Source organism: Robertmurraya sp. FSL R5-0851 (assembly GCF_038002965.1).
In the GTDB taxonomy this organism is placed as follows: Bacteria; Bacillota; Bacilli; order Bacillales; family Cytobacillaceae; genus Robertmurraya_A; species Robertmurraya_A beringensis.
Map to the genome: position 1 here is coordinate 3,704,562 of NZ_JBBOOE010000001.1, position 20,073 is coordinate 3,724,634.

Here is a 20,073-nt window from a genome sequence, read left to right on the forward strand (position 1 = left end):
GGAGAGCTTTTCATAAATAGCTCTCCTTTTATTCTTCCTGCTGGAAGGTAAATGAACTCATATATAAAACATCAAAAATATAAAGTGATGACATCATACTATAGATTTTTGATAGATTTAATTGTTCCTCGGAGGAATAAGTAATAATACATTCATCACATATTTTAGCAATGGTTGAATCACGGCTACCTGTAATTCCTATTACCTTCATGTTGTTGTTTCTGAGCCTTTTAGCAATATCAATCATTGCTTTGTTTTTTCCAGTATGTGAAATAACAAAGGATACAGTAGACGAAGTATTTTTAAGATTCGTTAAGTAGTGCTGATTGGCACTATTGTATGCAACTGCCATCACTCCTACTTCATTCCACTTGGCACATGCTTGTTGGGCCACATAATAATTCATATCTACACCATAAACATCTATACGTTCCGCAGTTTTCAACCAATCAATAATATTTATCATGCTTTTTTCATTAAACATTTTCCTAGTTTCAAGGAGCGCCTGTTCATAAATAGCGGGAACCAAATCAATTTCCTTAACGAGACTTTTATCTCCAGATTCAGTAACTTCTCTTTTACTTTCATCTATTTGATCGTATTTATACTCGAGTGCAAATTTCAGTTGAAAATCGGGGTATCCTTTTAATCCTAGTTTTTTACATAAGCGGACTATAGTTGATGAGCTAGAATAAGTTAGTTTCGCGAGTTCATTTGCTGTGGAATGAAATACAACTGAAGGATTCTCCAAAATATAATTAACGATATACTGTTCTTGAGACGTTAAATTATACATAAACTTCATCTTTTTGATAAGCATCTATCAATTCCCCTTCTCAAACAACTAAACATATTTAATTATTAATTATTAACTACTATCATCGCAGATACAATAAAATAATAATTACATCCCAAAATGGATTCCCTTTTTACAAAAAAAACCCATATATCTATCTCCTTTTTTTGGTTAAAACGCTAATGGGTATGAATGGAAAAATCTATACACTGCTGATTATTACTGCTATACTTCCTGTAAGTACGCTATTTAATATCATATAGTCATTAAATATATACTTTATAGATAAAGGAGTGGGAAAATTGGGACACGTTTGTTATCGAGAGTATAACTGTGAAAAAGAACTAACGTTAGCGGTTATTGGTGGGAAGTGGAAAATGCTCATCTTGTGGTATCTAGGGAAAGAAGGTACCAAACGCTTTAATGAATTAAAAAGCTTAATGCCCTCTATTACTCAAAGAATGTTAGTAAACCAGCTACGAGAACTTGAATCCGACTTTATTGTTCATCGCGAAGTTTACCCAGTCGTCCCTCCGAGAGTGGAGTATTCCCTAACAGAGCGTGGAAAAACATTAATGCCTATTCTAGAGGCAATGTATGAATGGGGAAAAGAGTATAAAGACTTTATAGAAACAAATATAGACGAAGAGATACAATTGAAATCATGATCAGTACATGTACGCTAAAGCGTACATGTTTTTTTATGTCTGTACAGTATACTTTTTGTTACTATATGAGATTAATGTGCGTACTTCTCTTATTGGATATTTTGTATTTATAATAAATTCATGCTAGAACACTACAAAAAAGGAGCTGTAAAATTTTATGAAATTACAATTAGCATTAGATTTAGTTGATATCCCGGGTGCCATTGAATTAGTGAAGGAAGTAGAGGAACATGTTGATGTAGTTGAGATTGGAACTCCAGTGGTAATCAACGAGGGTCTAAGAGCAGTAAAAGAAGTAAAGGCTGCTTTTCCTAATTTAACGGTTTTAGCCGATCTTAAAATTATGGATGCTGCTGGATATGAAGTTAGCCAAGCTTCAGCTGCTGGAGCGGACATCGTTACAATTCTAGGCGTTGCAGAGGATGAGTCAATTAAAGGAGCGGTAGAAGAAGCCAAGAAACAAGGAAAACAAATTTTAGTAGATATGATTTCTGTGAAGGATATTGCCACACGCGCAAAACAATTAGATGAATTTGGTGTTGACTATATTTGTGTCCATACCGGCTATGACCTGCAAGCTGTTGGTAAAAATTCGTTTGAAGACTTAGCAACCATAAAAAGTGTTGTTAAAAATGCGAAAACAGCAGTTGCGGGAGGAATTAAACTAGAAACTCTACCAGAGGTAATTGAACAAAAACCTGATCTAGTTATTGTTGGTGGTGGGATTACTGGAAAAGAGGATAAAAAGGCAGTAGCAGCTAAGATGCAAGAACTAATTCAAGAAGCAGTTGTACAAGGATAGTCCACATGAATATTACGCAATATTTAAGGGAAATAGTTCAGGAATTAAATAGTTCCGTTGAATTACTGCCTGAACTGGAAGCTGAAAAGTTATTAGATGCCATTTTGAAATCGAAAAAAATCCTTGTAGCTGGCGCAGGAAGATCTGGCTTAATGGGAAAATCATTTGCAATGCGAATGATGCATATGGGAATTGATGCTTATGTCGTTGGAGAGACGGTAACAGCGAATTTAGAACCAGGTGATTTACTGATTATCGGTTCAGGCTCAGGAGAAACAAGTACGTTAATTGCCATTGCAGAAAAAGCGAAAAAGCTAGGTGGAGTAGTTGCGTTAATAACAACCTCCTCCGAATCTACTCTTGGAAGAATTGCAGATTTGATCGTTCCTCTTCCCGGTACACCGAAAGACAAAACAAATAGTGATTACCATTCCATCCAACCGATGGGTTCTCTATTTGAACAGACCATGCTGTTATTCTACGATTCTTTAATATTAAAGGTTATGGAAATTAACGGATTAGACTCTAATAAGATGTACGGAAAGCATGCTAATTTAGAATAAACTTTGTGATACGTGATATTTTTGTTAATAGAAGTTTTGGGTACCCATCCAATAATAAAAAAGCCTCCAACCCAGTAATAGCCATGGTTTGAGGCTTTTTAACTTTGTTCTACAAATAGCGTTATTAGGTATTATGCGAATTGGTGAGAGTGTTGAATGTTATTCAACTTAACCATCGCTGTTTCAGTTACTTTTATCGGATAAATGGAATAAATATGTGACTCGAGAGTAACACTATATATAAAACTAGTGTGGGGTATTAATTACATGAAACAGATTATTCTCTGGTCACTCTTGATATTGCCTTGGGCGTCCTTGTTTTTTTTGAAAATGGATACTGTACGGAGGTACATGCCGGTCGCTCTATTTATGACTGTTATTCATACCTTGGCATATCAAGCGGCTTACCATTACGGATGGTGGAAAGAGACAGGTTCCAGTCTGTTCGGGTGGGATAAAGTCGTCCCGGTTCCTTGGGTATATGGCGCATATTTAGTTATTGTTATCTGGGTATTCCACTTTACCTTTGGTAGATTTTGGTTGTATCTGACTGTCAATATACTGTTGGACGGGTCATTTATGTATATCGTTTATCCAGTATGGCAACGAATCGGGCTTGTTTCAAGTGAATCGACCTTATCTACAATAGCTATTGTTGCTATGATGGTCGGTTTTTCGCTTATCATCTATCTGTATCAATTGTGGCAGGACGAAGTGCTCATACAGCCCAAAGCGAAATCATAAAAATGACCAATAACTGAAATAGCGTCCCCTTCAATGGTCTGGCCTTCACTTTGCTAGGCTTTTTTTGCTTAGACTTTATGATCCGGTTTACCACTACGCATTTGAGGTATCCAGCAAAAATAGGCGGAGTTTTTCCGCTTAGATACAGAATGAAGCTCATTTCGGGGCAAATAAGGGGAGATTTTCCGGTTATGCAAAGCAAAACCCCCTATTTACACGTTTTTTGAACCAATAGGCGGAAACTCTCCGTCTATTAGGACTATTTTTTATTTAATTTACAACTTAAGCGAAATTTTTCCGTCTATTTATCAGATAGGGTTCTTAACCTGATGTTCAGAAAACAAGAAACCAATATAATTGAAAGCCAAGCATACACAAATATCGCTTGGCTTTTTTGTTAACTATTCTATCTGAGTTGATTATAGCGTTGCCCTATAATAAATGCTGAAATAAACCCGTTATATAGGATAGTACTTTTATTCCGAATGACTTAACCCCACTTACTTTACCAGGCTTTAAGTCAGGGTCCTCTATATACGACTGATCCTTTGCTACCTTTAAGCTCTTTTTAAAGTATTGGTCCATTTCCTTTCCGAGATCTTTGGTAAATTCCACGCTGTCAATGACGACCATGGACTCGGTATTTACAAACGCCGACCGGGAATCCACATTAAATGCTCCAATGGCACTTAAGCGATCATCAAAGATAAATGTTTTGGCATGGATGGAGTCAGGCCCCTGATATTCCAGTACATTGACACCCTTTTTGACCATCCCGTTGATATGTTTAATATGTCCTGAATAAGCCATCACATTAGCTGTTGATGCCATTGAGTTCGTTAAAATAGTTGTCTTTTCTGGAGGTACTTGTAACGGACCCATATAATCGCGCATAGCTTTCGTAGGAATCACATACGGGCTTTGGATGACTAAGGACTTTTTCGAATTTTTCATGAGATTCGTTAAATCATACCAAGCCCAAGGCTCTTTATTAAATCTTTGTATTGGGTTATGAATAAAGGTGACTTTTTTAGTAGGAAGGGACATTTTTATCCAATCATAATAGGTATTGAATAACTTTTTATCCGTTTTTCTTAAATTCTCGAGCTTCTCTTTTAATTGTTGGGTAGTTTCTTCTGCTTTCTTTTCTTGGCGTGAGGAAAGCTTATCAATTGGAGTCTTTGTAATGGGATGGTCCCAGACTTCATTAAAATAGCCTTCCATTTGATACAACACACCGCCTTCCTTTGTCTTGGGATCCGTGTTAATGATCAGAACATCCCGATCATTCGTAGGGTTTTTTTCTCCTTCTTCAACAAAATAACGATTTCCGATATTTCTGCCGCCGATCAGTGCATACTTATTGTCGACAACAAATATTTTATCATGAAGTCTATTATTCCAAGTCCAAGGGAGTAAAGGATTGAAGGGTTCGTAAAATTTAACCTCGATATTTGGATGATTGACCAAGGCATAGTGAAGATCTTTTAGACCAAATCTAAAACCATGGAAAATTCCATCCAAGAGGATTCGTACCTTTACGCCGCGATCGGCCGCATCCAGAATCATTCCGAATATTAAATCGGTAATGTATCCTTTATGAATCGCATAATAGGCGATATCAATAGACTCCTGTGCATTTTCCATTAAGTTGACACGGGCAATCCCTGAAAACGTTTTTTCTTCCAGTAGAATCACGCGATCCTGGAATGTGTCATTTCCATAGAATCTTTCCACTTTGTGCTGTTCTTTATAGGCACTACTAACTTGTGGATGTTTATATTTAAAAATAACAATTCCGAATATGGTAATATACAGTAGATAAAAAATGAGAATAATCATAGCCGCTCTCCTAACCTTTCTTATTTGATTTTGCCTCCTTTCTAATACATGTAAAGCCATACGATTGTTACTAGTTTGTTCACCATTTTTTACAATATGAAATAACAAAGAAGAAAAAACAAAGTTTGGGATATGAAGCGTAGCTTTTCTAACTATTAATGGTTTTTTTTTTGGATAGATTGTTTTTTACAATTATTCTATACAACCCCTTTTTGATACACTGACATATTTCTATTTTGTTTTTGTCACAAGGCGTTTCATTTCTGTAACTCATTTTTTTAGTTGTTATCCATTACAATAAAAGCTTGACCTATTTTCTAATCCACAGAACATAAATAGAATAGATATAATCTGACTCTCTAAAAATTAGAAGAGATACCAAATAAGCTGACTTTAAGATGAAGAATAGGAAGGTCTAAATAATGAAAAAGGCTATTTTTTTGGACATCGATGGAACTTTGGTTAACGATAAACTTATCATCCCTGAATCAGCCAAACTTGCCGTACAAAAGGCTAAAGAAAATGGCCACCTTGTTTTTATTTGTACAGGAAGGCCAAAATCGCTAATTTCCCCTGATATACTGGAAGTTGGGTTTGATGGGATTATCGGTTCTGCTGGAGGGTACATAGAAATGGACCAAGAGGTGTTATTACACGTAAATGTTAAAAAAGAGGATGTAAAGCATGTTGTAGACTTTTTTAACCATCATGGCATCGAGTTTAATCTCGAATCAAACATCGGTATATTTACTGGTAAAAACGGTAACACTCGTATGCGTTCCATTTTAGAACAATTACATAAAGCTGATCCTAATTCAAAAATAGACTTAGAAAAAGGATTTGAGTCTATTTTCGATACAATTATTGAGAGTGAAGACTTACTTAGAGATGATATTAATAAGATTTCCTTTTTTGGGTCAAAATTACCACTCGAGAGGATAAAAGAAGAATTCGAATCTAAATTCACGGTCATTCCTAGTACAGTAGCTGCTTTCGGAGAAAATTGTGGTGAAATATCCATTCTTGGTGTAAATAAGGCGACAGGTATCGAAAAGATCATTAATCACTTAAACATAAAAAAAGAGGATACCTTCGGATATGGCGATAGCTGGAATGATTTAGAAATGATAGAATTCGTCCACTACGGAATCGCAATGGGAAATGCAAATGAAGCAGTTAAGAAAATAGCTAATGATGTGACAGATACACATGATGATGATGGTATCTATAATAGTTTCAAAAAATATGGCTTGATCTAATTCATTTCAAAAAACCGCCAAGGCGGTTTTTCTGATTTTATTCCTCTTAATTACTTAAAGTAGGTCCCATTTTTTAATTGCCTCTTCCTTTTTCTTTAAATCATTGAGGTTACTTGTGTAATCTTTCGCATAGATAATTGAAAAAAGCGTATCAAGGATATACTCAAACGATATTTGAGAAGAAAATGTTCCTACTTTGAAATTGTCATATTCGTCATGTGGGACCTCAATTGTCAAATTACATAGTTTAGACATTGTTGATTCAGAATTACTAGTTAACATGATTGAAGGAATTTTCATTGAAGCGAGATATTTGATTATTTTCATGTGTGAAACTGAATTCCCAGTATAACTAATAAAAATGGCACAATCCAATTTGTCCATGCTTAACGTATTCCATATTCCTTCTCCATATTCATCAGCGATAATTAAGTGCTTATTAATTTTAATAAATTTGTTTTGAAAGCTACGAGCACGAATCTGGGAATCTCCATTGCCAAATAGATAAATTCGTTTCGCATTCCTAATCATTTCTACTGCTTTATTTAATTCTTCCTTATCCAATTTCCCCATCGTTTTTCTTATAGTTTCAATCGTCAAATCAGCCATTTTTTTGGCAATGTTGATAGAACTATCAGTTGGGAGAAAAGGAAAGTTAGGATCAACATGTGTAATAGTATGCTTATTACTTTGAATTTCATGGATCAATGCTCCTTTGAAATTTCTATACCCAGAAAATCCTAATTTCTGACAAAGCCTAATGATTGCAGAGTGGGATGTAAAGGTATTCTCTGCCAGCTCTTGGATATACATATTTGGGACATCTTCTTGGTTTATTAAAATGAAATCAGCAATTCTTATTTCAGTGTCAGTAAACCCTTGCTTGTGTTCAAGCTTATCTAATAATGTCATATTTCCCTCCATTGGATTGACAATAAATAATTATTTATATCGATTCATTTCATAACTAATATACCAAATCACAATGGTGAACTCTTCTTTAAACATTATGTTCAGCCAAATTTCACCGAATATAAGTATTGTTGAAAATGAGGTCCTATTAGATATATAAGCGTTCTCAATACTTATCATCTCAATTATAATCAAGCTAGCAAAAGAGAATTGGAGTGGTTTTTTTATGTTAACGATTGCTTATATTGGAAATGGAAAAAGTACGAACCGCTATCACCTACCTTTTTCATTAAAAAACGAAAACATTCGCGTGAAAACTATTTACTCTCGACGAGATAACAGCGTTTGGGATAAAATACCAGAAGTAAATTATGTTCATGATTTAAATAAAATCTGGCTCGACGAAGAAATTCAATTAGTCGTCATTTGTACCCCAGTAGAACATTATGAATATGCTAAATTGGCACTTGAAAACGGTAAACATGTATTAGTCGAAAAGCCATTCACACAGACTTCTGACCAAGCAAAAGAGTTATTTGCCTATGCAAAAGAAAAGAATCTATTTATTCAATGCTATCAAAATCGCCGGTTTGATTCAGATTTCCTAACCGTACAAAAGGTAATTAATAGTGGTGTATTAGGAGATATTTTAGAAGTGGAAATGCACTATGATTATTTCAGACCTGAAGTACCAAAGTCTTTAAAGTTTTCTAGAGAAAACAGCTATCTGTATGGACATGGATGCCATACAATCGATCAAGTACTCTCTTATTTTGGTAATCCAAATCATATTACTTATGATGTGAGACAACTTCTTGGAAAAGGACATTTTAATGACTATTTTGATTTGGATTTCTTTTATGACTCCACAAAGGTTTCTGTTAAATCTAGTTATTTCCGTCTGAAAGAACGTCCTAGCTTTATCGTATATGGTAAAAAAGGTGTGTTTGTGAAACAAACAAAAGATAGACAAGAAGAACACTTGAAACTATTTTATATGCCAACCAATAAGGATTTCGGGATTGATTTACCAGAACACTATGGCGTTCTAACCTATGTGGATGATGATGGAAACTACCATGAAGAAAAAGTCATTTCTGAAGTTGGTGACTACGGGCGAATTTACACTGGAGTATATGAATCGATCATTAATGGAAAAGAGAAAATTGTTAAGGATGAGGAAACCATACGGCAAATGGAAATTTTAGAAGAAGGAATAAACCTTATCAACGAATAAAATTATTTGTTCGCTATTTATCATAAGAAAGAGGTCATTCACTTTAAACTTGCAATACTAGGTTCTGGCCAGATAGTCGCAGATTTCACAACAATGGCGGGAGATTTACCAGATATCTTTGGAACAGAACAAACCAGCAGTTGATAGAGTTGCACCTGTACAATACTAATAATGAAACCTCTTCAATTAAATGAAGAGGTTTCACAAAGACAGTAGCCAAACTTACAATCCTTCGAGTTTGAATTTCATTTTTTTATTCCTAATAACTACATGGATAAACTAAGTGCTAATTGATACAATGACATATCAATTTCGTGTATTTCTGTCGAAGCTTGTTCAAAAGTGGTATAAGTGATTTTACCATTCTTTACACTAACCATACTTCCATGTTCCCCACTAATTAGGATATCCACAGCTTTTGCTCCCATTTGACTACCTATCATCCGATCATAGGCAGTAGGCGTCCCACCACGTTGTAAGAATCCTAGTACAACCACCCTAGTATCTAGTTGTATGTGGTCTTGTAACTCTTTTTTTATATCCTCAGCACTACACACACCCTCTGCAACAATGATGATACAATCCTTTTGTCCACGATCCCTTGCCGTATGAATACGGGCAATGACATCTTTAATATCGTAAGTTGCCTCCGGAATAATGATTGATTCTGCTTCCGAACAAAGTCCAGCCCATAAGGCAATGTCCCCCGCACCACGTCCCATAACCTCCACAATTGAAGTTTTTTCGTGTGAATAAGCAGTATCACGAATTTTATCAATCGCATCAATTGCAGTACTTACTGCTGTATTAAAACCTATTGAATAATCTGTACCAGATATATCATTATCGATGGTTCCAGGTATGCCCACAACAGGTAGTCCCTTTTCACATAATTTCAACGCACCTTGAAAAGATCCATCTCCACCTATTACAACAAGTCCATCAATATTTAAATCCTTTAAATTTTGTATTGCTTCATGCTGCGATTCATCCAATTTAAATCGCTCACTTCTTGATGTACGTAGTATCGTTCCCCCACGCTGTATAATTCCATCAACAAACTTTTGATCCATCGGAACGATATTTCCTTCTAACAGACCCTCATAACCATTGTAAACACCGAATACTTCTAACCCCTTATCGATCCCTCTCAAAACTACCGCTCGAATGGCAGCATTCATTCCAGGAGAATCTCCACCACTAGTTAGTACAGCAATTCTTCTCATAATTCCCCTTCTTTCATTATGTAATTTATAAAGCGGTTCAGTTACATGCCTACTTAGCTAATCTCTAAGTATTAAATATTAAACTACTTCTTTTTATTTCTCTACGAAGTATTTTAATATTTAATATATTTTTCTTCTTAGTTGGTGTCAACTATCTATAAATAAGAGCGTCATCCATTTTTTAGAAAAGGCTCATTCTTATTAACATATAGACAAAGTGTCCTTAGAACATTAATAGATGTTGCTGGCAATTACAATCTACGACCATTACTCTCCAGTTATAAACAACCTATGATATGTCAAGAATTAAGACATAATCATAAGGAGTTGGAGTACGATGATCCACAAATTGAATAAACTAGGTGCTACTGATAATAATTGGTCAAACCTTAAAATGGTTGGAATTAGCACAGAAGAGCACTATCAATGGTTATGGGAAGTTTATCTTCATTATGGAGAAGTAAAACGTATCCTAAGTTCAAAGAGAGCTGTTGGTATGTATGGAGGAAGAGAAGCCGCCTGGAATTCTATTGGATATACCCCTCCTGAAATCGAGGAATATGTTAGGAACCTAGGTAAAATGATCGGACAACTGTATGTTTCCACAAAGGATATACAAAACCAACACATTTCAGATATATCCTAACATGAGAAAATTGGCCCCATCTAAAAAGAGTTAGGGGCCTTGTTTTTATCAAGATTTTGTAGCATCTTCAATAATCCAATCAGATGCACTTAATAAATCAGGAAAGACAGCATCAGCTAATGGGTCACTGTCTCCAAGAAAAACACCTTTTGTTCCTACTTTCTTTCCTGCTTGGATGTCTGTGTCCGTATCACCGACCATATAAGACTGTGCTAGGTCAATCTGATATTTTTCGGCTAAGTCAGTAATCATTTTGGAGCCAGGTTTTCTGCATTCACATCCCGCTTTTGGTTTATGAGGGCAGTAGGCCACATCTTTAATGACTGCTCCCTCCTTTTTAAGTTCACCTATCATGTGTTCATGGATCGTTTCGAGTTGATTCGCTTTCATGAACCCTAACCCGACTCCCCCTTGATTAGTCACAACAAAAATATTGTCTCCAAACACTTTATTTAACTTCCGAATTGCCTCTGAAACACCAGGTAAGAAAAATAATTCCGTGGGCTTGTTTACAAATTTCACTCTTTCTGTTAAGACTTCGTTTATGACGCCATCTCTATCTAAAAATACCGCTCGTTTACCCACATTTTTACCCCCTCCGTTTATTTATCTTAATCATGTACATATTATCGTAATACTATAACCAACCCCTTGGTGGATTAAAAGGGAAATTGAATCAATAGAAAACACCCCAGTTGTTAGCTTTTAAAAGTCTAACAACCTGAGGTGTTTCTAACGTATCTTAATTTTTCTTGAATTAGGCAGTAAAATGGTTATAAAATTGAAAAGGAGCTGCCTCAGCAACCCCTTGTTTTTCTTCATTCTAGATATTGAAATATCCCTCATATCCATCCAAAGGAAGTAATGAACTTTTATAAGAAAAATAGATTTACTAACGTCAAATTTATCCCATGCAGCTCCAACAGAGGATAATTCTTTGCTGAAATGAACAGGATAAGGGGAGAAAATACCATTTATCAAAAGAGTCTATGAACTCCACCATATTGTAAGATCAACAATAGCATAGAAAAGGAGAGAAAAGGTTGGTTCTTATCTTTTTTATTATAGTCGCAATCTCCCTTTTCATCTGCCTTGACTATCATAGGACAAAAAGAAACATCCCTTTTTATGGCATGCCTCTGCTGGTTCATTACCTTGATTTAACTAATGGTTTTGTTAGTAAATGAAAATACCAAGGAAACAAGAATTTAAAAATGATAAAATACACCGGTATTCCATACCATGTGTTCCAACCGTTATTTTTCATGTATCCAACCTGAACTAAGCCTAACTCTAAGACAAAGCATAGCAATGTAAAAGATAATACAAAAAACCATTTCTTTTGAGGCTTATAAAAATTAACATAGATGGTCGCTATACTCGCAGGGACAATGCCAATTAATAACGCATCACTTAGCTCAATGGATATTTTTTTAGCTAGATCAAATAGGTTAAATGTGGACATTGATATCGTATCAAAAGTCCATGTCAAACCGGCTGAAAAAACAAATGTAATCAATATGCCTACCCATGTTAAATTTTTTTTAGGCATGGTTAATACAAATACTATTGATATAAACACTAAGATCCAGACATACCATTCACCTTCATACTTCATAAATTCCATTTAAATCACCTTATTAGTAGTATTCTAAAGTCTTCTTTGTTTATCTTAACTTATTTAATTGGAAAATATACCAAGCCTACTCAAAGAAAAAGCTTGTAGGTATGTAACTACCTGCAAGCTTTAGCTTAAAAGGTTATACAGTTCATGGTAATCCTCTTCCTCAGTGAATTCATAACCTGTTATTCCGCTTAATTCCGTAGGTCGAATGGAAGTTTTAGTGTGCACTTGTTTTTTTCGATATTGATAAGGGGTTGTGTGAAATGTGTCTTTAAACAGTTTATGAAAGGAATTTAAATTAGGAAAGCCACACTCTAACGCGATTTGGATGATGGGCCGATCGGTTTCTAACAAAAACCGCACCGCATGTTCTAAGCGAATCCCATTTATATATTTAATAAACGACTGTCCCATATGATGTTGGAAATACCTTGATAAATAGGGAGCCGTAAGTTCCTCAGTATCCGCCAACTCTTGAAGTGTAATGGGATTCATATAGTGCTGCTGTATGTAATTGGTTAATCGATTCATCCGTTCAATATCTTTTTCAGAGTTGATAATAACATTCTTCTTATCCACCTTAAAATGTGTAACCGGATTAACCCCCGAATTTTGGACAATAACTCTCTTATTCTTTCATTTCCTCAGTTTTTTATTTTATAGATTTCTTTCATTATTCTTCAAAAAGGCCATGTTGCTTGACATGGAGCCTCTGCGGGCATGATTCTCCTGCCAAGAAGCCAGCTGTTTTACAACATTGGCATCGCCGAACGAGGCTATCATGCCCGCCACTCCAAATCAAGCTGATGCTTTGAATGAATACATCCATTACACCCGAACCTCCTTGATCACCAATGAATCTTGTTTTTGATAGAATTCCTTTGGTGACAAATCTAGTATACTAGAATGCATACGTCTCTCGTTGTAGAACTCCATAAAATTCATGACTTCTTGATATGCTTCTGTGTAGGTTTCAAACTGCCATCTGGATAGGCAATCGTCCTCAAAAATGCGATGGAAAGACTCAATATGAGCATTCATATTTGGTGTTCTTGGTGGAATTCTTTCGTGCTCAATTTTGGAATCTTCACAAAACTTTTCAAAAGTATGGGAAATAAACTGCGGTCCATTGTCTGTTCGGATTACAGGTTTTTCCAATTCATCATATTGTTGGCGTTTTAATAATGCCCTTTTCAGTGTCTGTTTGACATCATCTCCAGTGCAGCTTAATCCCATATGATAGGTAATGATGCCCCTGTCATAAACATCGATGATGGACATGACAAAGAAAAAGCGATCCTCACCTTCGATAAAGCCATATTTAATGTCAGCTTCCCATAGCTGATTAGATCTTGTAATAATGCGATTTCTTGCTAGTTTCCTAGGGTATGAGACTTTCTTTTGGCGCTGTGGGCGTAAGATGCCCAATTCTTTACAAATCCGGTATACTTTTTTCTTGTTAATTTTAAGTTTGTATTTTCGCCTTAAGACCTTAGTGAGTTTGCGATAACCATAGTTATAGCAATCACCGGCAATCTCTTCTAGTAGAAATTCTTTAATCTGTTCGTCTGATATCTTTTGACCGTCCTCTTGGATCGAATAACCTGGTGCTGGACGTCCCTCACTTACTTTTTTCTCCTCAACACGATAATTCTTTTGATAATAGTATGTGGATCGAGGAATACCTATGATTTTAAGCACCTTTGAAATCGAGTAGCCTTTTTGAATCCATTTGTTAGCTACTTCATGCTTTTCAGCAAGTGAGGGTTTTTCTTTTTTATAAGATCCCTCAGGATCGCTATTTCAAGGTCTTTTTCACCTAATAACATTTTAAGTTTTTCATTTTCTTTGGATAATTCTTTGGAGTCTATATCTGGCAGCACAGCCACATCTACTTCACCAAATTTACCATCTTTGTATTCACGAACCCAGCGACTAACCATATTGGGATTCAGATCATACCGGCGAGCTACAAGGGTATTCTTCCCTGTGTCTTGGGCTTCCTTGATGACTTGTAATTTAAATTCTTTAGAATGTTTTATTCGTTTCATGATGTCAGCCTCCTTGGTACATTAAGCAGTATAATAAATATTACTCTTATTGTCCAAGTTCATTTTGGGGCTTATGAGTAACCAGTTGATACACCACATCTAATAGAAGAGAGTGCACCTTAATTTCATAATTTTCTTCTTTTCTTTTGACAGCTAACATTAGATGGGCAAGCAGAGGTCGAATTTTATTATAGGATTGTTGGTCCATACTCTGAAAGGACTGACAATGGAAAGATTCGTCTTCAATATTAGTGTAAAATTTTTTTATAAAGGTGATAGGTATCTGAATAAGTAACAGTTTATTCTCTTGATCTGACTCCACCCCATGAACTTCATTACTGTTAATGAGCAAAAGGTCATGTTCCTTAAGCACATACTCCTCTCTTCCCACATACACATGTATTTGTCCTTTTAAAACTAATAATAATTCAATTCTGTCATGCCAATGCATCGCTACATACTTCACACTCGTCATTAATGCGAATACAGGAACCTCTTCTTTAATTACAGCGCTTTCATATGGGTATTTCATAAAAGGCAAGGCCTCCTAGTTTCTTGTTACCTAGTTAAATACTAAGTTATTCGGAGAAATCCTTTAAAAATTAATTATCTAATAGAAAAATAAGCGGATATTTTTCGCTTAAATGCAGAATGGAGCTATTTTTAGGGTAAATAAGGGGAGGTTTTCCGCTTATGCAAAGAAAAATCTCTCATTTTTGAATTTTTCGAGCCAATAGGCGGAATCTCCCCGCCTATTTAACCCTTTTTTAATAAAAATTACTAATTAAGCGGAATTTCTCCGTCTATTTCAACTCGGGTGCTAAACCTGGTCCACCCCATAAGTGCGGACCCTCTTGATCCTAGATACGGGAATCACCTGCTATTTATCGACCAGCTTTTAAAATATACTAAGAGATGCTCTTAACTATTTGACCTAATCCCTCAATAATCGAAGTAGCAGGACGTCCAAGAAGTTTTTCAAAATCATTGCTCTCAATTTCTAGTGTTCCTTCGCGAATATCTTTTTGGATGTTCACTACAAAAGGGATAAGGAAATCTGGTACCCCAGCACCTTTCATGATATCCGCATAAGTAGCATCATCCACTTGTTGTACAGGTACTTCCTTACCCAGTACCGTCCCCAGAGCTGCCGCAATTTCTTCTTGTGTTAATAGCTTACCTGATAATTCGTAAACTGTGTTTTCGTGACCTTCACCAGATAGGACAATTGCTGCTGCCTCTGCATAGTCTTGTTGTAATGCCCAGCCTACTCTTCCCTCTCCTGCTGAAGTCACCCATGGAGCGCCTGCGAGTACACCTTGTATGCTTGAGGTTTCGTTCTCTAAATACCAATTGTTACGTAAGAAAGAATATGGAATTCCTGTTTGAATAATGGCTTCTTCTGTTGCCTTATGAGTTGGTGCTAGGAAGTTTTTACTTTCCAACGCATTCGCTATGCTAGTGTATACGATAAATTTAACACCAGCACGCTTTGCAGCAGCTACCGCATTCGAATGCTGTCTAATTCTTGTGTCATTATCTCCATCAGCAGAGATCAATAAAAGTCTGTCGATACCTGCAAAAGCAGAATCTAATGTTTCCGGATGGTCAAAATCGCCTTGACGAACTTCTACTCCACGAGATTGAAATCCTTCCGCTTTCTCCGGGTTACGAACACTAATAGCTAGTTGATTGGCCGGTACCGTTTTTAATAAGGTTTCAACCACTTTCGTTCCTAATTTACCTGTTGCACCAGTTACTAATAATTTCATTTTCCTATTCCTCCACTCTTTTATTTTCTAACCTGTATTTATATTGATTACATGTATTTATAATAGATACTTCTAACTGTTTTGTCAACAAAACCTTTTTTATTTTTTTCAAATGATAAGGTATAATACGTGTATTCAAATTAAATACATGATAATAAAGTAGGTGCATGAAATGTCCATTAGTAGTCGTTTTACTGTTGGGGTTCATATATTAACTCTTATTGAATTAAATAAAGACGGAATTAGCTCATCAGAATTCTTAGCTGGGAGCGTCAACACAAACCCATCATTGATCAGAAAAATTATGGGGATGCTCAAAAAAGCTGCACTAATAGAAGTACAACCAGGAATTGCTGGAGCAAAACTTGCGAAGGAACCAGCTACCATTACCTTACTTGACGTTTATAAGGCAGTTGATGTGGTTAAGGAAAAAGAACTATTCAGTTTACATGATAATCCCCACCCGGATTGTCCAGTCGGCAGAAATATTCAACATTCGATTACTCCTATATTATCAGCGGCTCAATTTGCTTTAGAAAAGGTATTAGGAAATGTGACTATTGAAGAGGTTCTTAAAGATATTGTCGAAAAAGAGAATAATAACAGTTAATCAGAAAAAGGGATTGCTCATGCAATCCCTTAAAACTTCACAAGAAGAAATGGATTTATCCCTTTAATCCTTCATAGTGTCTAATAATCTCTTTAGCAAGTTGGCTTGAGTCCTCAAGACCACATACTTCTTGAAGAACATACGACACTCCATGTTCGTGAATCATTGACTGAAGCTTTACTGCATCTTCATCATCTTTGTAATCAAAAAGTAAGGCTGCTGCAATAGCCTTTGCTAAATGATCGTAAGAAAGGCCCGCTTTTAGAGCTTGTAGGGCTGGACGAACGAGTCGATCCTCTGGCCCAAGCTTTCTTAACGGGGAACGACCTACTCTTGTCACACCGTCATGTAGATGAGCATTTTCAAAACGTTTAATGATTTTCTCAATATATTTTTGGTGTTCTTCCGGATCTAAATGGTACTGTTTGATTAAATAAGCACCCGTCTCACCCAGTGTGGCCTTCACCTGATTGTAGATATCCATATCCGCTAGAGTTTGGTCAATCGTTTCTTTTTTTGCCAGATAACCGAAATAAGCAATAACGGCATGTCCTGTGTTAACCGTAAACAGCTTTCTTTCAATAAATGGAGCTAGTTCAGGAACGATAATCATTCCTTCAATAGGAGGAATTTCTTCTTTCGTTTCTACCACCCATTCATGGTAAGGTTCAACAAGTACATCGAGAGAACCTTGATTATTTTGAATCGGTACGATACGGTCAACAGCAGAATTTAAAAATTCTACATGAGCAAGTACCTTTTCTTGCGTTTGATCATCAAGATGCTCAAAAATATAGCCTTTTAAAAGATCGGTAGCAGAAATTTGATTTTCACAGGCAATTACAAATAACTTGTCATTATTTTCTTCTATCCTAGCAGCCAATCCCTTTGCAATTAAAGGCGCTATTCTCGGGAGAATGTTAGGTCCAATAGCCGTCGTTAAAAAAGCTGCCTTCTTGATTGTTTCTATTACTTCATTTTCCTGTGTTAAATTATTCAATCCTGAAACATTCTCAATAAGAATACTCTCTTGTGCATCTGTGGCAAGCTTCACTTTATATTGTTTTTCATCATTTAATTGATTAATGATTGGTTCGGCAATGTCTACGAAAGTAACATGGTATCCTGACTGAGAAAAAAGGGCTCCAATAAATCCTCTCCCGATGTTACCTGCTCCAAAATGTACTGCTAGTTTCATTACATCATCCCTCTATCATTTATTTTAAAATTCGACTGTAAATAATTCGAAAAAATAGACTCTAACCTCTTATAAATTAGCTCTTCATTTGCCGATGAAAAAATCAAAATAGCTTCATCGGTCTCAATAATATTTGTACTAATTAAGCTAATAACCTCCTGCTGTCTGTTGCTTAACTCTAATGGGGCCAGCATGAGCAATAGGTTCTTCATCATGACCATGTTTCCATCCATTCCCCTAACCAGACAAGGATTAGGCAGATGCGCAATTTGGAAAATCAGATCACGCACATGCTCATTTCTTGCATGAAATAAGGCTAAATTGGTCTGAGGAATCCCGAGCCCCCCTCTTTTTTCCCTCTCTTTAAGCGAATAAAGAATGTCCTCAGATTCAGTCACTAGATTCTCTTTCTCGGCAATCTGCAACATTTTATTAAGGATCAATTCCTGGCTTTCCGAATGGTTCATCCTGTAAAATCGGTAATTTTGCATGATAGACTCTATACTCTGTTGAATACTCTTAATGTCCTCTAGCATGTCATGCAAATCGATGTTTTTCTTAACAACAGATGAAGGTACAGAATGACGTTCGATCTTTTTGTATTTTTCACCCTTTGCAATGGCTTCAATATTATTCTGTATAAAGCTTTTAATCGTATCAATGTTCTCTGTACTCAATAACGGGTTCACTAAAATGTATTCTTTATTGATGAAAGGCAATCTTACAGTGGAAATAATCACGTCATATGCTTGTAAGTTCACATGTTCCGATATTTCTTTAATCGACTTAATATCAATTGAATCAATTTCTGCTATTTCTTTTTTGATTCTACTAGCCAACATCTTTGAAGTCCCGATACCGGTAGGGCAAATCACCAAGGCTTTAATGGTCAAATGCTCTTCCTGCATTAATAATGCGGAACCGAAGTGTAACACCATAAAAGCAATCTCGTCCTCAGGAAAATAGTCAATGGACTTAAACTCTTCCTTCACACTATTTTTTACTGCCATAAACAAAACCGGATACTTCCGTTTGATTTCTTCTTTTAGTGGATTAAACGACTCCATTTTCTGTTCGATACGAAAGAGCGCTGGCTCCATATGGGCAAGTAACCCTTGGAATAAAGAGAAGTCATCTGTTAAATTTACCTGAAGCTGATTAGAAACGGAGCGAATCACATTTTTAATCAGTTGAGCAAGTAAAATGTTTTCGGGCTCAGCATCAGCACCTTGAAGCTTTGTACCTTTTAGAATCAATGCTAGAAAAAGAATATCTCTTTTAGTAAGGCTCACATCAAGCTTTCGTTCTAACTCACGACTAATCACTAACATCAGATCATATTCAATGGCAACCTCTTTTTCTTGTAAGATTACATCGTCTTCCAACAAAAATTGAGCATCCGTTCTCTTTAGAGTGATATAAATATGTAAAACCACTTCCAAGTATGCTCGATCTGTTACTCGGGCTTGGGTTTTATGAAAGGCAGCATTGACTAAGGTGAGTACTTCTAATAACTCATCATGATAAAAATAATGAAGAATCTTTTCCTCGGATGGACTTCCCTTTTCCAAAATAAATAGTTTTTCTATAAACTCATCGTGAAAATACTGTAGAAAAAAATGAACAAGTGCTCTTCGTTTGTTAGCCTCTGTACCTTGCAGTTCTACTCCTACTCCTCTTTTCCTTGTTAACTGTAATTGAAAAACCTCTAGCCATTCCGCCAGTTCGTCCAGATAAATGGCTAATGTTGCTGAACTGACACCAAGGTGAGTGGCTAACGTTTGAATTTTAAAATGTTCTTCTTCATATACAGCCAAAAGTAATCGAAGCTTTTTTTCGAGAGGAGTTTGATCAATTGGAGTACTCCCTGCTATATGCTGAATTAACCTGTATATCTGTTCATTCTTCCCCTCAATAGAAAGACCTTGATCCATGTTACGTGTTAGCCTTAGTCCAAACTTCTCCATGATCCTTTCTGTTGCCTTTAAATCACGTTGTATCGTCCTGGTACTTACATTTAGGGAAGAGGCAATTGAGAGAACGGTATGTTTTCCAGAAGTTTTAATAATCAATTCAATGATGGCTTTTTCCCTTGAGGTTATATCCACGGTATCAACTCGTTC

At 36.0% G+C, this 20,073-nt stretch carries 22 protein-coding genes; 8 read left to right on the top strand and 14 right to left on the bottom strand.

All coding sequences use genetic code 11. The annotated features are described in order from the left end of the window. Positions 1 to 28 precede the first annotated feature (28 nt). On the bottom strand, positions 29 to 820 hold the full coding sequence (locus tag MKX65_RS19050; protein WP_340905077.1) for a MurR/RpiR family transcriptional regulator: 792 nt from the start codon (positions 818 to 820) through the stop codon (positions 29 to 31). 278 nt (positions 821 to 1,098) lie between these two features. Between MKX65_RS19050 and MKX65_RS19055 the strand changes: the two genes are divergently transcribed. The 4 genes from MKX65_RS19055 (at position 1,099) to MKX65_RS19070 (ending at position 3,573) form a co-directional block, all read left to right on the top strand. Continuing rightward, positions 1,099 to 1,464, top strand: coding sequence for a winged helix-turn-helix transcriptional regulator (locus MKX65_RS19055; protein ID WP_340905078.1), 366 nt, complete (start codon positions 1,099 to 1,101; stop codon positions 1,462 to 1,464). A gap of 157 nt (positions 1,465 to 1,621) precedes the next feature. After that, on the top strand, positions 1,622 to 2,266 hold the full coding sequence (hxlA, locus tag MKX65_RS19060; RefSeq protein WP_340905080.1) for a 3-hexulose-6-phosphate synthase: 645 nt from the start codon (positions 1,622 to 1,624) through the stop codon (positions 2,264 to 2,266). A gap of 5 nt (positions 2,267 to 2,271) precedes the next feature. Beyond that, positions 2,272 to 2,829, top strand: coding sequence for a 6-phospho-3-hexuloisomerase (hxlB, locus tag MKX65_RS19065; RefSeq protein ID WP_340905081.1), 558 nt, complete (start codon positions 2,272 to 2,274; stop codon positions 2,827 to 2,829). Between the two features lie 267 nt (positions 2,830 to 3,096). Further along, positions 3,097 to 3,573 (top strand): hypothetical protein, encoded by a 477-nt coding sequence (locus tag MKX65_RS19070; RefSeq protein ID WP_340905083.1) that lies wholly within the window; start codon positions 3,097 to 3,099, stop codon positions 3,571 to 3,573. Between the two features lie 432 nt (positions 3,574 to 4,005). Here MKX65_RS19070 and MKX65_RS19075 read toward each other — a convergent pair whose 3' ends face one another. Beyond that, the gene (locus MKX65_RS19075) at positions 4,006 to 5,415 is read right to left on the bottom strand and encodes a phospholipase D-like domain-containing protein (RefSeq protein ID WP_340905085.1); all 1,410 of its coding nucleotides are present in this window, start codon (positions 5,413 to 5,415) and stop codon (positions 4,006 to 4,008) included. Between the two features lie 422 nt (positions 5,416 to 5,837). Between MKX65_RS19075 and MKX65_RS19080 the strand changes: the two genes are divergently transcribed. Next, complete coding sequence (locus MKX65_RS19080; RefSeq protein ID WP_340905087.1) at positions 5,838 to 6,674, top strand: HAD family hydrolase; 837 nt, start codon at positions 5,838 to 5,840, stop codon at positions 6,672 to 6,674. A gap of 54 nt (positions 6,675 to 6,728) precedes the next feature. Here the strand turns inward: MKX65_RS19080 and MKX65_RS19085 are convergent, their stop codons facing one another. Beyond that, positions 6,729 to 7,586: a MurR/RpiR family transcriptional regulator gene (locus MKX65_RS19085; RefSeq protein ID WP_340905089.1), complete on the bottom strand. Its 858-nt coding sequence runs from the start codon at positions 7,584 to 7,586 to the stop codon at positions 6,729 to 6,731. A gap of 226 nt (positions 7,587 to 7,812) precedes the next feature. Between MKX65_RS19085 and MKX65_RS19090 the strand changes: the two genes are divergently transcribed. After that, positions 7,813 to 8,823 carry a Gfo/Idh/MocA family oxidoreductase gene (locus tag MKX65_RS19090; protein WP_340905091.1) on the top strand — a complete coding sequence of 337 codons (1,011 nt, stop codon included), beginning with the start codon at positions 7,813 to 7,815 and terminating at the stop codon, positions 8,821 to 8,823. Between the two features lie 266 nt (positions 8,824 to 9,089). On the opposite strand, the gene pfkA is transcribed toward MKX65_RS19090, so the two are convergent. Beyond that, the gene (gene pfkA, locus MKX65_RS19095; protein WP_340905093.1) at positions 9,090 to 10,049 is read right to left on the bottom strand and encodes a 6-phosphofructokinase; all 960 of its coding nucleotides are present in this window, start codon (positions 10,047 to 10,049) and stop codon (positions 9,090 to 9,092) included. 337 nt (positions 10,050 to 10,386) lie between these two features. Here pfkA and MKX65_RS19100 point away from each other — a divergent pair, with 337 nt between their 5' ends. Then, on the top strand, positions 10,387 to 10,695 hold the full coding sequence (locus MKX65_RS19100) for a hypothetical protein (protein WP_340905095.1): 309 nt from the start codon (positions 10,387 to 10,389) through the stop codon (positions 10,693 to 10,695). A 48-nt stretch (positions 10,696 to 10,743) separates the two neighbouring features. Here MKX65_RS19100 and MKX65_RS19105 read toward each other — a convergent pair whose 3' ends face one another. The 8 genes from MKX65_RS19105 to MKX65_RS19135 form a co-directional block, all read right to left on the bottom strand. After that, positions 10,744 to 11,280, bottom strand: a complete 537-nt coding sequence (locus MKX65_RS19105) for a D-glycero-alpha-D-manno-heptose-1,7-bisphosphate 7-phosphatase (RefSeq protein ID WP_340905098.1) — start codon at positions 11,278 to 11,280, stop codon at positions 10,744 to 10,746. Between the two features lie 565 nt (positions 11,281 to 11,845). Next, positions 11,846 to 12,322, bottom strand: a complete 477-nt coding sequence (locus tag MKX65_RS19110; RefSeq protein WP_340905099.1) for a hypothetical protein — start codon at positions 12,320 to 12,322, stop codon at positions 11,846 to 11,848. A gap of 120 nt (positions 12,323 to 12,442) precedes the next feature. Next, on the bottom strand, positions 12,443 to 12,898 hold the full coding sequence (locus tag MKX65_RS19115) for an AraC family transcriptional regulator (protein WP_340905100.1): 456 nt from the start codon (positions 12,896 to 12,898) through the stop codon (positions 12,443 to 12,445). Positions 12,899 to 12,976: 78 nt separating this feature from the next. Then, a complete protein-coding gene (locus MKX65_RS19120) occupies positions 12,977 to 13,102 on the bottom strand; it encodes a hypothetical protein (RefSeq protein ID WP_263479876.1) in 126 nt (41 codons plus the stop codon). Between the two features lie 45 nt (positions 13,103 to 13,147). After that, positions 13,148 to 14,047: an IS3 family transposase gene (locus MKX65_RS19125; protein ID WP_040344397.1), complete on the bottom strand. Its 900-nt coding sequence runs from the start codon at positions 14,045 to 14,047 to the stop codon at positions 13,148 to 13,150. An 11-nt stretch (positions 14,048 to 14,058) separates the two neighbouring features. Continuing rightward, complete coding sequence (locus MKX65_RS27145) at positions 14,059 to 14,370, bottom strand: transposase (protein WP_016205489.1); 312 nt, start codon at positions 14,368 to 14,370, stop codon at positions 14,059 to 14,061. 46 nt (positions 14,371 to 14,416) lie between these two features. Next, complete coding sequence (locus tag MKX65_RS19130; RefSeq protein ID WP_340905101.1) at positions 14,417 to 14,902, bottom strand: cupin domain-containing protein; 486 nt, start codon at positions 14,900 to 14,902, stop codon at positions 14,417 to 14,419. A gap of 376 nt (positions 14,903 to 15,278) precedes the next feature. Further along, on the bottom strand, positions 15,279 to 16,142 hold the full coding sequence (locus tag MKX65_RS19135; protein ID WP_340905103.1) for an SDR family oxidoreductase: 864 nt from the start codon (positions 16,140 to 16,142) through the stop codon (positions 15,279 to 15,281). Positions 16,143 to 16,314: 172 nt separating this feature from the next. Here MKX65_RS19135 and MKX65_RS19140 point away from each other — a divergent pair, with 172 nt between their 5' ends. Next, the gene (locus MKX65_RS19140) at positions 16,315 to 16,752 is read left to right on the top strand and encodes an Rrf2 family transcriptional regulator (protein WP_340905104.1); all 438 of its coding nucleotides are present in this window, start codon (positions 16,315 to 16,317) and stop codon (positions 16,750 to 16,752) included. A gap of 55 nt (positions 16,753 to 16,807) precedes the next feature. On the opposite strand, the gene MKX65_RS19145 is transcribed toward MKX65_RS19140, so the two are convergent. Both MKX65_RS19145 and MKX65_RS19150 read right to left on the bottom strand, forming a co-directional pair. After that, positions 16,808 to 17,950, bottom strand: coding sequence for a mannitol-1-phosphate 5-dehydrogenase (locus MKX65_RS19145; RefSeq protein ID WP_340905106.1), 1,143 nt, complete (start codon positions 17,948 to 17,950; stop codon positions 16,808 to 16,810). After that, positions 17,950 to 20,058, bottom strand: coding sequence for a BglG family transcription antiterminator (locus tag MKX65_RS19150; protein ID WP_340905108.1), 2,109 nt, complete (start codon positions 20,056 to 20,058; stop codon positions 17,950 to 17,952). Before MKX65_RS19150 ends, MKX65_RS19145 begins: the two co-directional genes overlap by 1 nt. Positions 20,059 to 20,073: the final 15 nt, after the last annotated feature.

Coding starts and splice junctions, on each gene's coding strand:
- MKX65_RS19050 (WP_340905077.1), bottom strand. CDS start 820: ATGCTTATCAAAAAGATGAAGTTTATGTATAATTTAACGTCTCAAGAA.
- hxlA (WP_340905080.1), top strand. CDS start 1,622: ATGAAATTACAATTAGCATTAGATTTAGTTGATATCCCGGGTGCCATT.
- hxlB (WP_340905081.1), top strand. CDS start 2,272: ATGAATATTACGCAATATTTAAGGGAAATAGTTCAGGAATTAAATAGT.
- MKX65_RS19070 (WP_340905083.1), top strand. CDS start 3,097: ATGAAACAGATTATTCTCTGGTCACTCTTGATATTGCCTTGGGCGTCC.
- MKX65_RS19075 (WP_340905085.1), bottom strand. CDS start 5,415: ATGATTATTCTCATTTTTTATCTACTGTATATTACCATATTCGGAATT.
- MKX65_RS19080 (WP_340905087.1), top strand. CDS start 5,838: ATGAAAAAGGCTATTTTTTTGGACATCGATGGAACTTTGGTTAACGAT.
- MKX65_RS19085 (WP_340905089.1), bottom strand. CDS start 7,586: ATGACATTATTAGATAAGCTTGAACACAAGCAAGGGTTTACTGACACT.
- MKX65_RS19090 (WP_340905091.1), top strand. CDS start 7,813: ATGTTAACGATTGCTTATATTGGAAATGGAAAAAGTACGAACCGCTAT.
- pfkA (WP_340905093.1), bottom strand. CDS start 10,049: ATGAGAAGAATTGCTGTACTAACTAGTGGTGGAGATTCTCCTGGAATG.
- MKX65_RS19100 (WP_340905095.1), top strand. CDS start 10,387: ATGATCCACAAATTGAATAAACTAGGTGCTACTGATAATAATTGGTCA.
- MKX65_RS19110 (WP_340905099.1), bottom strand. CDS start 12,322: ATGGAATTTATGAAGTATGAAGGTGAATGGTATGTCTGGATCTTAGTG.
- MKX65_RS19120 (WP_263479876.1), bottom strand. CDS start 13,102: ATGATAGCCTCGTTCGGCGATGCCAATGTTGTAAAACAGCTGGCTTCT.
- MKX65_RS27145 (WP_016205489.1), bottom strand. CDS start 14,370: ATGAAACGAATAAAACATTCTAAAGAATTTAAATTACAAGTCATCAAG.
- MKX65_RS19130 (WP_340905101.1), bottom strand. CDS start 14,902: ATGAAATACCCATATGAAAGCGCTGTAATTAAAGAAGAGGTTCCTGTA.
- MKX65_RS19135 (WP_340905103.1), bottom strand. CDS start 16,142: ATGAAATTATTAGTAACTGGTGCAACAGGTAAATTAGGAACGAAAGTG.
- MKX65_RS19140 (WP_340905104.1), top strand. CDS start 16,315: ATGTCCATTAGTAGTCGTTTTACTGTTGGGGTTCATATATTAACTCTT.
- MKX65_RS19145 (WP_340905106.1), bottom strand. CDS start 17,950: ATGAAACTAGCAGTACATTTTGGAGCAGGTAACATCGGGAGAGGATTT.